Genomic DNA, 12,835 nt, shown 5'->3' with positions numbered 1-12,835 from the left:
GATCGGGCCTGCCAGCGAACGTCAGGCGGCCTGGGGCGGCCGCGGCCAGGGATGCTGGGCCGGGCGCATGCGCTCCCAGGCGCGGGCCACGCGCAGCACGCCGAGGTCATCGAAGCGCGCGCCGGCGATCTGCAGGCCGATCGGCAGGCCGGCCCGGGTGTAGCCGCAATTGACCGAGGCGGCCGGCTGCTCGCTCATGTTGTAGGGCAGCGTGTAGCCGATGTGGTGCATGGTCGTGGCGACCTCGTTGGTGGGCGCGGCCCACTCGGCGTTGTAGGCGACCACCGGCGCCACCGGCGACAGGACGTAGTCGAAGGGAGCGGTGGCGGCGACCGTCCTGGCGCGCACGTTGAGCGTTTCGTAGTAGCTGCGGAACACGGCTTCGCCGGACTGGCCGCCGCCGCTTTCGGCCCAGGTGCGGATGAACGGCAGGATCTTGGCGCGGCGTTCTTGCGGCAGGCCGCCCAGGTCGATGGCCGAACGGGTGCGCCAGAAGCGGTCGACGCCGTCCAGCATGTCGGGCGTCATCCACGGCTTGAGCGGCGTGACGATGGCGCCGGCGGCCTCGAACAGGCGGGCCGCGGCCTCGACCGCCGCGCGGATCTCGGGATCCAGCGGCAGGCCGCAGCCGGCGTCCAGCTGCAGGCCGATGCGCAGGCCGCGCACGTCCAGCTCCAGGTTGAGCCAGTCGAAGTCCTGGAACGGCAGGCTCATGTGGTCGCGCGCGTCGGGCTGCGACAGCACGCCCATCATCAGCGCGGCGTCGGCGATGTCGCGCGTCATGGGGCCGGCGCAGCGGCCCATGAAGGGCGGGTCGATGGGGATGCGGCCCAGGCTGGGCTTGAGCGTGGCGATGCCGCACCAGGCGGCCGGCAGGCGCACCGAGCCGCCGATGTCGGTGCCGATGTGCAGCGGGCCGTAGCCCGCGGCGGCGGCCGCGCCGGCGCCGGCGCTGGAGCCGCCCGGGTTCTTGGTGAGGTCCCAGGGATTGCGCGTCAGCGCATGGAAGCTCGACAGCCCCGAGGACAGCATGCCGTAGTCGGGCATGGTGGTCTTGCCCAGCACCACCGCGCCGGCCTCGCGCATGCGCGCCGCCGGCGGCGCGTCGGCCGCGGCCGGCGTCAGGTCGGTGGCGGCCGTGCCCAGCGGCACCGGCACGCCGCGGGTGGCGATGTTCTCCTTGATGGTGGCGGGCACGCCGTCCAGCGAGTAGCCGCCGCAGGCCTGCGGCTCACCCTTCATCCAGCGCGCTTCGGAGGCGCGTGCCTGGGCCAGCGCCTGGTCGGGGTCGAGCGCGTAGGTGGCGTGGATGTGCGGTTCCCAGCGGGCGATGTGATCGAGCACCGACCGGGTCGCCTCGACCGGCGAGAGGGTCTTGTTGCGATAGGCGGCCAGCAGTTCCTGGGCCGAGAGTTCATGCGGTTGCGACATGGCGGGTTCCAATGGAAGGTGGGGGGCCTGGAGGCCGCTACGCGGCGGGGGACGCGAGGCCGGCCGCCACGGGCCGGAAGTTGCGGAAGTCCCAGTCGCGTCCAGGCGCCGCGTCGATCAGGGCGCGGGTGTACTCGTGGCGGGGATCGGTCAGCACGGCCTGGGCGGCGCCGGTCTCGACGACCTTGCCGCGCTGCATGACCATGATGGTGTCGCAGATCTGCGCGGCCACGCGCAGGTCATGCGTGATGAACAGCACGCCCACGCCGGTGCGTTGGCGCACCTGCTCGAGCAGTTCCAGCACCTGCGCCTGCACCGACACGTCCAGCGCCGACACGGCCTCGTCGGCCACCAGGATCTCGGGGTCCATCACCAGCGCGCGGGCGATGCAGATGCGCTGGCGCTGGCCGCCGGAGAACTGGTGCGGATAGCGCCGCATGGCGTCGGGGCTGAGCCCGACCACCGACAGCGTCTCGCCGGCGCGCTGCTCGGCCTTGTCGCGGGGCACGCCGAAGTTGAGCAGGCCTTCGATGATCGATTCGCCCACGGTGCGGCGGGGGTTGAGCGAGCGGTACGGATCCTGGAACACGATCTGGATGCGGCGGCGCACCGGGCGCAGGGCCGCGCCGGACAGCGTGCTGAGGTCTTCGCCGCCCATCATCATGTGGCCGGCGGTGGGCTCGATCAGGCGCACGATGCAGCGCGCCACCGTCGATTTGCCCGAGCCGGATTCGCCCACGATGCCGAGGATCTCGCCCTTGCGCAGCGTCAGGTTGACATCGGCCGCGGCGATCACGTTCTGCGGCGCGCGGCGCGAGAGCAGCGCGCGCTTGCCGCCGTAGGTGCGGCCCAGGCCCTTGACGTGCAGCACCGGCTGGCCGGACGGCGCCTCGCGGTGCGAGGGCACCAGGCTGGGCACCGACGACACCAGCCGCCGCGTGTACGACTGCTTGGGCTCGGCCAGGATCTCGTGGCGCGTGCCGCTTTCGATCAGGTCGCCGCGGTTCATCACCACGATGCGGTCGGCGATCTCGGCGACCACGCCGAAGTCGTGCGTGATGAACAGCACGGCGGTCTGGTGCTTGACCTGCAGTTCCTTGATGAGCAGCAGGATCTGCTTCTGCGTGGTGACGTCCAGCGCCGTGGTCGGCTCGTCGGCGATCAGCAGCTTGGGTTCGAGGATCAGCGCCATGGCGATCACGATGCGCTGGCGCTGGCCGCCCGAGAGCTGGTGCGGATAGGCATCGTAGATGCGTTCGACGTCGGGCAGATGCACCGAGCGGAACATCTCCAGCACCTTGGCGCGGCGCTCGGCGGCCGACATGCGGCGATGCAGCCGCAGCACTTCGTCGACCTGCTTGCCGACGGTGTGCACCGGGTTCAGCGCGGTCATGGGTTCCTGGAACACCATCGCCATGCGGGTGGCGCGCAGCTCGCGCAGGCGGCGCGGCGTGGCGCTGGCCACATCCTCGCCTTCGACCCGGATCGAGCCCGCGCTGATGCGCAGCACGCCGGGCGGCAGCAGGCCCATGACGGCCAGCGAGGTGACCGATTTGCCCGAGCCGGATTCGCCGACCACGCACACGGTCTCGCCGGCATGCACGTCCAGGCTCAGGTTGCGCACCACGCGGTTGCCGGCGCCGCCGACTTCCACCGACAAGTTGCGGATCGCCAGCACGGCGGACGAGGTATCGCCCGCGGGGGGAGTGGGATAGTAGGTCATCGGCATCAGATCCTGCGCACCATTTTCGGATCGAGGGCGTCGCGCAGCGCGTCGCCCAGGATGTTCACGCTGAGCACGGTCAGCGACAGGAACAGCCCCGGGAACAGGATCAGGCCGGGCAGCATGCGGAAATACATGCGGCCCTCGGACATGATGTTGCCCCAGGAGGCGATCTCGGGCGGGATGCCCGCGCCCAGGAAGCTCAGGATGGCCTCGGTCAGCATGGCCGAGGCGAACACATAGGTGCCCTGCACCGTCAGCGGCGCGATCGTGCTGGGCACCATGTGGCGCCACAGCAGCAGCGGCAGCGGCGTGCCCAGCGCCAGCGCGGCCTCGACATAGGGCTCGCCGCGCACGGTCAGGATCTGGCCGCGCACCAGCCGCACCACCCGCGGGATCTCCGGAATGGTGATGGCCACCAGCACCGTGGTCAGGCTGGCGCCGGTCACCGACACCAGCGCGATCGCCAGCAGGATGCCGGGGATCGCCATGATGGCGTCCATGGTGCGCATGATGATGCCGTCGAGCGAGCGGAACCAGCCGGCGATGACGCCGACCACCAGTCCGATGGCGACGCTGACGACCGCGGCCCCCAGGCCCGCGATCAGCGAGACGCGCGCGCCATAGGCCACGCGCGACCAGACGTCGCGGCCGAAGGCGTCGGTGCCGAACAGGTAGTCGGTGAACGGCTGCTTCAGGCGCGCGCCGGGATTGATGAACGTCGGATCGACCGTGCCCAGCAGCGGCGCGAACAGGGCGATGGCGACGATGATGAGCAGCACCACCAGGGCCAGCATGACCGGCCAGCTCCTGAGGCCCTGGCGGATCTGGCGCCAGGCGGTGACGTGGGGCGTGCCGCCGCCGGGAAGATCGGCGGCCGCTTGCGCGGCGGCGTCGGTGGGCGTTTGCATGGCGTGGCCTCAGTATCGGATACGGGGGTCGAACACCGTGTAGGCGCAATCGACAACCAGATTGATGAACACGTAGACGAAGGCGAAGAACAACGTCAGGCCCTGGATCACGGGGTAGTCGCGCGCCAGCACGGCTTCGACCACCAGCCGGCCCAGGCCGGGGATGTTGAACACCGATTCGGTCACCACCACGCCGCTGATCAGCAGCGCGATGCCCAGGCCCACCACCGTGGCGATGGGCACGGCGGCATTGCGCAGCGCGTGGCCCAGCAGCACGCCGGTCTCGGTCAGGCCCTTGGAGCGCGCGGTGCGGATGAAGTCCTCGCCCATCACCTCGATGACGCTGGTGCGCGTGATGCGCGCGATCAGGGCGATGTACACCGTGGACAGCGCCAGCGACGGCAGGATCAGCCGGTGCAGGAACAGCCAGAAGCCATTGGCCAGCGGCGTGTAGCCCTGCACGTTGAACCAGCCCAGCTTGATGGCGAAGGCCCAGATCAGCAGGTAGCCGGTGACGAACACCGGCACCGAGAAGCCCAGCACCGAGAAGCCCATCACCGCCCGATCCAGCAGCCGGCCCTGGCGCCAGGCCGCCAGCACGCCCAGCGGAATCGCCACGATCAGCGTGAAGACCAGCGTCAGCACCGCCAGGCTGAGCGAAGGCTCGAGGCGCTGGCCGATGAGCTGGGTCACGGGCACGCCGGACATCAGCGAGGTGCCGAGGTCGCCCTGCAGCAGCTTGCCGCCCCAGATGACGAATTGTTTGACGACCGGTTTATCCAGGCCCATCGTCTGGCGTATCTGTTCGATACGCTCGGGCGTGGCGCCATCGCCCGCCATGATGATGGCCGGATCCCCCGGGCTCAGACGCAATATCGCGAAGACCACCACCGCGACCATCACCAGAACGGGGATGGTCGCGAGGAGCCGGCGTGAGACGAATGCCAGCATGTATTTCCCCCTGAACTACCTGCCCATCAAGGGGCTTTCTTGACGTTCCAGAACGCGAACACCGGCGCGTGCACCAGGCCCGAGAGCTTGGTCGTGTAGACGGTGGGCACGGACATCTGGCCCAGCGGCACGTACAGGCCTTCGTCGATGCCGATGCGCTGCAGCTCGTCGGCGATCTTCTTCTGCTCGGCCGGATCGGAGGTCAGCGCGAACTTGGTGCGCAGTTCCTCGACTTGCGGGAAGTCGGGCCAGCCGAACCAGGCGTTGTCGCCGTTGGCCGCGGCCGGGGCCGAGCGCACCGGGTCCATCACGTCGGTGGCGTACCAGTTGGTGTTGTGGATGTTCCAGCCGCCTTCGGCCGGCGCCGCCTTCGAGGCGCGGCGGGTGGCCACGCTCTGCCAGTCCATCGCCGCCAGGTTGACGTTGAAGCCGGCCTTGCGCAGGGCCTGGGCCATCACCACCGGCTGCGCCGACAGCGTGCCGACGTCGGTGGCGTGCATCACCAGGATCGGGGTGTTGTCATAGCCGGCTTCCTTCAGCAGGGCCTTGGCCTTCTCGATGTTCGAGGGCACCACCACGTCCTTGCCGATGTCCGATTCCAGCGGCGTGCCGCAGCCCCACAGCGAGGCGCAGGTCTTCCAGTACTTGGGATTGCCGACCAGCGCCTTCATCACGTCTTCCTGGCCGATGGCGTACATCGCGGCCTGGCGGATCTTCTTGTTGTTGAAGGGCGGGTACTTGAAGTTGAAGCGGTACATCGTGAAGTAGCCGACCGGGCTGAGCGACTCTTCCTTCAGGTCCTTGTTGCCCTCGACCATCGGCAGCAGGTCGTAGGGGAACTGCTCGACGAAGTCGATCTCGCCGCCCAGCAGCGCGTTGGCGGTGGTCAGGGCGTCGGGCATCACGTCCCATTCGACCTTGTCCACGTTCACCACCTTGCCGCCGGCCAGGCCGCTGGCGGGCTCTTTGCGCGGCACGTAGTCGGCGTTCTTGGCGTAGACGGTCTTCACGCCCGGCTTGAACTCGATGACCTTGAACGGACCCGAACCGGTCATGTCGGTGATCGGCTGGCCGATGGGCAGGTCGGCGATGCGCTTGGGCATCATGAACGGCGCGGTGCCGGTCGGCTTGGACAGGGCGCGCAGCGCCAGGTCCGTGGGTTCCTTCATGACGATGCGGAAGCTGTTGTCGTCGATGACCTCGATCTTGTCGGTGAATTTCAGCAGCGTGCGGCCCATGCCGTCGCCCGCGGCCCAGCGCTTGATCGACGCGACGCAGTCCTCGGCCGTGACGGGCTTGCCGTCATGCCATTTCTGGCCCGGGCGCAGCGTCATGGTGTAGGTCTTGCCGTCGGCCGAGACATCCCACTTGTCCAGCATCTGCGGCTGGATCTTGTTGTCGGCGTCGGTGGCCAGCAAGGTGTCGTAGATCATGTAGCCGTGCCACGTCGTGATGTACGCGGTGGTGGCGTGCGGATCGGTCAGGCGCAGCGGCGAGTGCATCACCGCCTTGATGACGGTGTCGGCGTAGGCGCCATGGGCCATCAGCAGGGTGGCGCCGGCGAACGCGGCCGCGCGGACGAACTTGAGCATGAAATTCCCCTTTTATGCGTAGTGAGCGGCGCGGATTGCCGCTACGTCGTTGACGCGCCGCGCCTTGGCGCGGCGTGCGAGGGTCAATCGGTTGCGGCGCCGGCAAAGACCGGGCCGCAAGGCGCCATTCTGATGCCCGGACGCAACCGTGTCCATGGTTGTTTTGCCGCATCCATCAGCATCGAGCCGGGCGCGGCGCAAACCAGGATCGTGTGCGCGATCGGCGTGAAATCCGCGCGGAAATGCGCCGAGCTTTTCACCGCCAGAATGGCCGCGCGGCGCGGCTCGACGCCGGCGAAGCGGAACATCTCCTGGTCGGCCATCTGCACCTTGTTGGACGCCACCACGATGCGCACGCCGCCGATGCGCAGACAGGCGCTGGGACCCAGGTCCATATGGAAGCCGCGGTAGAACGCGCCATGCGTATCGAAGCGCCCATCCGAAGTTTTCTCCACGATGAACTCCGCGTCCAGCGGTTCGTCGTCGGGAATACCCGAATGTCCACCTAGTGCAATGCGGACCGTTTTACCAACGCCTGCGCGATGTGCGGCCAGCGCCGCTTCCGGATCGACGATCAGTCCGATGGCGGCGTCGCGCACCTGGTGGCGGATCAAAGCCCGCAGCAGGCCGGTGGTGTCCGAACTGCCGCCCGCGCCGGGGTTGTCCTGCGCGTCGGCGATGACGACCGGGGCATTGGCCTCGCGCGCCAGGCGCAAGGCGGTGGTGACGGCGTCATCCGGTGTGTGGAGCGTGCCGCCGAAGTCGCGTTCGGCATCGAGCACCGCGCGCGCCAGCGTGTCGGCGGCCGCATCGGCCTCGGCCTGGGTGGCGCCATAGGCCCACACCGCTGGCAGGCAATCGGGGAAATCCGCCGCCGGAAAACCGGTGGCCAGCGACACGCTCTGGGCGCCGCGCGCCTCGATCTCGCCCACCATCCGGTACAGGCTGCGCGCCGGTTCGATGTCGGTCGATTGCCAGCACAGCGGAATCAGGTAGGGCAGTTGCCGCAGCGCCACGCAGGGCCGCGGCGCGCCGGCCAGGCGCCGCGCCAGCAGCGCGGCGGCGCGCTGGCCGGTCTCGGCCATGTCGATATGCGGATAGGTGCGATAGCAGACCAGCGCATCGGCGTAGCGCACCATCGCCGGTGTCATGTTGGCGTGCAGGTCGAGGCTGGCCACCACCGGCACGTCGGCGCCGACCAGCGCGCGCACGCGCTTGAGCAGTTCGCCCTCGCCGTCGTCCAGGTGCTCGGTGACCATGGCGCCGTGCAGGTCGAGGTACACGCCGTCCAGCGGCATGGCCGCCTTCAGGCCCTGCAGGATCAGCGCGCTGATGCGCTCGAACGCATCCTCGGTGACCGGGCCGGACGGGCTGGCCGCGGCCCACGTGGCCGGCAGCAGCGTGTGCTGCCGCATGGCCTCGATAAAGCCGGCCACGGGAATGTTAGCCCCCGCCACGGCCTGGAACATCGCCGGGCCGCTGACCAGTCTTGGCCAGCCGCCGCCCTTGTCGGCGAAGTCTTCCCAGGCCGCGCGCGAAGGCGCGAAGGTATTGGTTTCATGCTGAAAGCCGCCGATCCCGATGCGCATCAGGATTCCCCTTGTTGTGTGTCTTTCGGCAAAACCCCGGCCGCTTTGCGGCTCGGGGCGGTGAGAGCGTCTACATGATTACTTGGCCACCGGCATGGTGAATTCCGCGCCCTTGGCGATGCTGTCCGGCCAGCGCTGCATCACGCTCTTGTAGCGCGAGTAGAAGCGGATGCCTTCCTCGCCGTAGGCGTGGTGATCGCCGAACAGCGAGCGCTTCCAGCCGCCGAACGAGTGCCAGGCCATCGGCACCGGAATCGGCACGTTGATGCCGACCATGCCCACCTTGATCTGGCGGGCGAAGGCGCGCGCCACGCCGCCGTCGGACGTGAAGCAGGCCACGCCGTTGCCGAATTCATGGGCGTTGATCAGTTCGACCGCGGCGGCGAAGTCGGGCACGCGCACCACGCACAGCACCGGTCCGAAGATCTCTTCGCGGTAGATGTTCATCGTGGGCTTGACCTTGTCGAACAGCGTGCCGCCCAGGAAGAAGCCCTTTTCCGCGCCCGGCACCTTCAGGCCGCGGCCGTCGACCACCATCTCGGCGCCGGCGGCGACGCCGTCCTCGATGTAGCCAATGACCTTGTTGCGGTGCTGCGCGGTGACCAGCGGGCCCATTTCGGCATCGCCCTGCATGCCGTCCTTGACCACCAGCGCCTTGACGCGCGGGACCAGGCGTTCGATCACCTTGTCGGCCACGTCGCCCACCGCCACGGCCACCGAGATTGCCATGCAGCGCTCGCCGGCCGAGCCGTAGGCCGCGCCCATCAGCGCGTCGGTGACCTGGTCGAGGTCGGCGTCGGGCATCACCACCAGGTGGTTCTTGGCGCCGCCCAGGGCCTGCACGCGCTTGCCGCGGCGCGTGCCTTCGGCGTAGATGTATTCGGCGATCGGGGTCGAGCCGACGAAGGACAGGGCCTCGACGTCGGGGTGCGCGATCAGCGCGTCCACGGCCTGCTTGTCGCCGTGCACCACGTTGAACACGCCCGGCGGCAGGCCGGCTTCGGTCAGCAGCTCGGCCAGGCGCAGCGAGGCCGAGGGATCGCGCTCGGACGGCTTGAGCACGAAGGTGTTGCCGCAGGCGATGGCCACCGGGAACATCCAGCACGGCACCATCATCGGGAAGTTGAACGGCGTGATGCCGGCCACCACGCCCAGGGCCTGGCGCATGCTCCAGTTGTCGATGCCGCCGCCGATCTGGTCGGAATACTGGCCCTTGAACAGATGCGGAATGCCGCAGGCGAATTCGACGATCTCGATGCCGCGCATCACTTCGCCCTTGGCGTCCGAGAACACCTTGCCGTGCTCGCGCGTGATCAGCTCGGCCAGTTCGTCCTGGTGCTTGTCCAGCAGCGCCTTGAAGTTGAACAGCACGCGGGCGCGCTTGAGCGCGGGCGTTTCGGACCAGGCCGGAAAGGCGGCCTTGGCCGAGGCCACGGCCAGCGCCACCTCATCGGTGGAGGCCAGCGGCACGGACGTGATGATCTCGCCCGTGGCCGGATTGAAACCGTCGGCGTAACGGTTGCTGCGGCCATCGTAGGGCTGGCCGTTGATGTAGTGGGAGAGGTTCTTCTTCATGGGAAAGCTCGGAGCGGGGTTCTTTGAAAATGCCGGAGGGCGGCCCGGGGCCGCCCGCCATTGCGTGCGATGCGCGGCGCCTGCGCCGCGCGGGAGTTACGCGACTTCCTTGAGCACCTTGCCGATCTGCTCGAAGATCTGGCCGATCTGGGCCTCGTCGATGATCAGCGGGGGCGAGACGGCGATGATGTCGCCGGTGTAGCGCACCATCAGGCCGCTGTCGAAGCACTTCTGGAACACTTCGGCGGCGCGCGCGCCCGGCGCGCCGGCGCGCGGCGCCAGCTCGACGCCGGCCACCAGGCCCAGGTTGCGCACGTCGATCACGTGCGGCGCGCCCTTCAGGCTGTGGGCCGCCTGCTCGAAGGCGCCGGACAGCTTGCGGGCGCGGCCGAACAGGTCTTCGCGGCGGTAGATGTCCAGCGTCGCCAGGATGGCGGCGGCCGCCAGCGGGTGGGCCGAATAGGTGTAGCCATGGAAGAATTCGATGCCGCCGGCCGGGCCGTTGACGATGGCGTCATGCACTTCGCGGCGCACCGCGACCGCGCCCGCGGGCACGGCGGCGTTGCTGACGCCCTTGGCCATCGCGATCAGGTCCGGCGTCACGCCGAAGAATTCCGACGCGGTGGCCGCGCCGAGGCGGCCGTAGGCGGTGATGACTTCGTCGAAGATCAGCAGGATGCCGTGCTTGGAGGTGATCTCGCGCAGCTTTTCCAGGTAGCCCTTGGGCGGGATCAGCACGCCGGTCGAGCCGGCCATCGGTTCGACGATCACCGCCGCAATGGTCGAGGCGTCGTGCAGCGCGACGATGCGTTCGAGTTCATCGGCCAGTTGCGCGCCCCAGGCCGGCTGGCCCTTGGAATAGGCGTTCTGCTCCAGGTTGTGGGTGTGGGGCAGGTGGTCGACGGCGGGCAGCAGCGCGCCGGAGAAGGTCTTGCGGTTGGTCGAGATGCCGCCGACCGAGATGCCGCCGAAGCCCACGCCGTGGTAGCCGCGCTCGCGGCCGATCAGGCGGGTGCGTTGGCCTTCGCCGCGGGCGCGGTGGTAGGCCAGGGCGATCTTCAGGGCGGTGTCGACCGACTCCGAACCCGAGTTGGTGAAGAACACGCGGTCCAGGCCCTGCGGCATGAAGCTGGCGACCGCGGTGGCGGCCTCGAAGGCCAGCGGATGGCCGAGCTGGAAGCCGGGGGCGTAGTCCATGATGCCGGCCTGGCGCGAGATCGCCTCGACGATCTCCTGGCGGCCGTGGCCGGCGTTCACGCACCACAGGCCGGCGGTGCCGTCCAGCACCTGGCGGCCGTCGGCCGAGGTGTAGTACATGCCCTTGGCCGACGCCAGCATGCGGGGATGCGCCTTGAACTGCTTGTTGGCGGTGAAGGGCATCCAGAGATGGGACAGGTCGGGCAACTCGGCGGGGGCGTTCATGGCGGCTCCAGGGGTAGGACAGACGCCGGAGCCCTGCGCGCGTGTCGGGCGGGCGGCCGGCGGGATGCGATTGATTCTGGTACGTCCGGCGAGGAATGAAAATATACAATCCGCGCAAACCGGGCTAACTGTATAGTTGCAAGCATGACAACTGTACAGTTAGCGTAGCGCCGTGATCGACTTCAAGCCCGTGCGTGCCCGCGGCCAGGCGCCGACCCTGGTGGACCAGGTGGTGGCGGCCGTGTTGCGCGCCATCGAGGCGCAGGAGCTGCGTCCGGGTATGTCCCTACCCTCGGTGCGCGACTTCGCGCGCCAGCACCAGGTCAGCACCTTTACCGTGGCCAGCGCCTACAGCCGCCTGGTTTCGCTGGGCTGGCTGGCCGCGCGCCCGGGCGCCGGCTACCGCGTGGCCTCGCCCGACGCGCCGCCGCGCCGGGGCGAGCCGCAGTCCTGGGAGCCGCCGCGGCTGAACGCCGCCTGGCTGCTGTCGGACATCTTCGCGGACCACTCCATCCCCATCAAGTCGGGCTGCGGCTGGCTGCCGGGCGAATGGCTCAATGAAGAAGGGCTGCACATGGCGCTGCGCCACATGGGCCGGGTGCCGGCCATGCGCATCGCCAACTACGGCCATCCCTATGGTTACGCGCCGCTGCGCGAGACCATCGCCGCCACGCTCAGCGCCCAGGGCATGGAAGTGGAGGTGTCGCAGGTGCTGCTGACCCAGGGCGTGACGCACGGGCTCGACATGGTGATCCGCACGCTGCTGCGTCCGGGCGATACCGTGCTGGTCGAGCAGCCGGCCTACGCCAACCTGCTGCAGATGCTGCGCCTGGCCGGGCTGCGGGTGGTGCCGGTGGCGCGCACGCTGGACGGGCTGGATTGCGAGGCGCTGGAGCAGGCCGCGTCGCAGCACCGGCCGCGCGCGCTGTTCGTCAACACCGCCCTGCAGAACCCGTCGGGCGCCAGCATCAGCATGGCCAACGCCTTCCGTATCCTGCAACTGGCCGAGCGCCACGGGCTGTGGGTGGTCGAGGACGACATCTCGCGCGAACTGGCGCCCGGCGTCACGCCCATGCTGGCGGCGCTCGATGGCGGCCGCCGGGTGGTCTACCTGGGCGGCTATTCCAAGGTCATCAGTCCCTCGGTGCGGGTGGGCTACGTGGTGGCGCACCGCGACCTGGCGCGCGACATCGCCCGCACCAAGATGGCGGTGGGCCTGACCTCGCCGGAGATCATGGAGCGCATCGTGCACCAGGTCATCCGCGAAGGCCGCTATCGGGCGCACATCGAACGCACCCGCGAACGGCTGGCCCAGGCCCACGCGACGGTGGCGGGGCTGATGGCGCAGCATGGGTTCGAGATCTATGCGCGGCCGCAGGCGGGCCTGTTCCTTTGGGCCAAGGTGGCCGGCCAGTGGCGCGCGCGCGGCGCCAACGGCCTGGCCGGGCTGGCGCTGAAGGATGGCATCTGGCTGGCGCCGGGGTCGTACTTCGAGGCCGACGAGGCCGATACGCCGTGGGTGCGTTTCAACGTGGCGTATTCGGAAGCCCCGGCGTTGTGGCGCTTCATGCGCAACGAGGGCGCGGCGTAGTCGTTCCGGCGGGACGTCCCGGCGCGGCCGGGAGCGGCGGCAACCCGGCC

General features: G+C 69.2%; 9 protein-coding genes. 1 reads left to right on the top strand and 8 read right to left on the bottom strand.

Annotated elements, in window-relative coordinates:
- Window positions 1-21 precede the first annotated feature (21 nt).
- The 8 genes from H0523_RS05035 to aptA all read right to left on the bottom strand — a co-directional run bounded on the left by H0523_RS05035 (window position 22) and on the right by aptA (window position 11,194).
- Window positions 22-1,431, bottom strand: coding sequence for an amidase (locus H0523_RS05035; RefSeq protein WP_054428994.1), 1,410 nt, complete (start codon window positions 1,429-1,431; stop codon window positions 22-24).
- A gap of 37 nt (window positions 1,432-1,468) precedes the next feature.
- Complete coding sequence (locus H0523_RS05030) at window positions 1,469-3,154, bottom strand: ABC transporter ATP-binding protein (protein WP_054429262.1); 1,686 nt, start codon at window positions 3,152-3,154, stop codon at window positions 1,469-1,471.
- 5 nt (window positions 3,155-3,159) lie between these two features.
- A complete protein-coding gene (locus tag H0523_RS05025; RefSeq protein ID WP_054428993.1) occupies window positions 3,160-4,065 on the bottom strand; it encodes an ABC transporter permease in 906 nt (301 codons plus the stop codon).
- A gap of 9 nt (window positions 4,066-4,074) precedes the next feature.
- Window positions 4,075-5,016 (bottom strand): ABC transporter permease, encoded by a 942-nt coding sequence (locus H0523_RS05020; protein WP_006391414.1) that lies wholly within the window; start codon window positions 5,014-5,016, stop codon window positions 4,075-4,077.
- A gap of 26 nt (window positions 5,017-5,042) precedes the next feature.
- A complete protein-coding gene (locus tag H0523_RS05015; protein ID WP_054428992.1) occupies window positions 5,043-6,608 on the bottom strand; it encodes an ABC transporter substrate-binding protein in 1,566 nt (521 codons plus the stop codon).
- Window positions 6,609-6,691: 83 nt separating this feature from the next.
- Window positions 6,692-8,197 carry a M81 family metallopeptidase gene (locus H0523_RS05010; RefSeq protein ID WP_054428991.1) on the bottom strand — a complete coding sequence of 502 codons (1,506 nt, stop codon included), beginning with the start codon at window positions 8,195-8,197 and terminating at the stop codon, window positions 6,692-6,694.
- A 78-nt stretch (window positions 8,198-8,275) separates the two neighbouring features.
- Entirely contained in the window at window positions 8,276-9,772 is a 1,497-nt protein-coding gene (locus tag H0523_RS05005; protein WP_054428990.1) for a CoA-acylating methylmalonate-semialdehyde dehydrogenase, read from the bottom strand.
- A 96-nt stretch (window positions 9,773-9,868) separates the two neighbouring features.
- A complete protein-coding gene (aptA, locus tag H0523_RS05000; RefSeq protein WP_054428989.1) occupies window positions 9,869-11,194 on the bottom strand; it encodes an omega-aminotransferase AptA in 1,326 nt (441 codons plus the stop codon).
- A 172-nt stretch (window positions 11,195-11,366) separates the two neighbouring features.
- Between aptA and H0523_RS04995 the strand changes: the two genes are divergently transcribed.
- The gene (locus H0523_RS04995; RefSeq protein WP_054428988.1) at window positions 11,367-12,785 is read left to right on the top strand and encodes an aminotransferase-like domain-containing protein; all 1,419 of its coding nucleotides are present in this window, start codon (window positions 11,367-11,369) and stop codon (window positions 12,783-12,785) included.
- The last annotated feature ends 50 nt before the right edge of the window (window positions 12,786-12,835 follow it).

Origin of the sequence: Achromobacter insuavis, assembly GCF_902859645.1 — a bacterium.
Taxonomy (GTDB): Bacteria; Pseudomonadota; Gammaproteobacteria; order Burkholderiales; family Burkholderiaceae_B; genus Achromobacter; species Achromobacter insuavis.
The sequence above is the reverse complement of the archived record's forward strand: the minus strand, read 5'-3'. Positions and strand labels throughout refer to the sequence as shown.

Bases quoted from the DNA above. Each gene is read 5' to 3' on its own strand.
- H0523_RS05035 (WP_054428994.1), bottom strand. From the start codon at position 1,431: ATGTCGCAACCGCATGAACTCTCGGCCCAGGAACTGCTGGCCGCCTAT.
- H0523_RS05010 (WP_054428991.1), bottom strand. From the start codon at position 8,197: ATGCGCATCGGGATCGGCGGCTTTCAGCATGAAACCAATACCTTCGCG.
- H0523_RS05005 (WP_054428990.1), bottom strand. From the start codon at position 9,772: ATGAAGAAGAACCTCTCCCACTACATCAACGGCCAGCCCTACGATGGC.
- H0523_RS05020 (WP_006391414.1), bottom strand. From the start codon at position 5,016: ATGCTGGCATTCGTCTCACGCCGGCTCCTCGCGACCATCCCCGTTCTG.
- H0523_RS05030 (WP_054429262.1), bottom strand. From the start codon at position 3,154: ATGACCTACTATCCCACTCCCCCCGCGGGCGATACCTCGTCCGCCGTG.
- H0523_RS05025 (WP_054428993.1), bottom strand. From the start codon at position 4,065: ATGCAAACGCCCACCGACGCCGCCGCGCAAGCGGCCGCCGATCTTCCC.
- H0523_RS05015 (WP_054428992.1), bottom strand. From the start codon at position 6,608: ATGCTCAAGTTCGTCCGCGCGGCCGCGTTCGCCGGCGCCACCCTGCTG.
- aptA (WP_054428989.1), bottom strand. From the start codon at position 11,194: ATGAACGCCCCCGCCGAGTTGCCCGACCTGTCCCATCTCTGGATGCCC.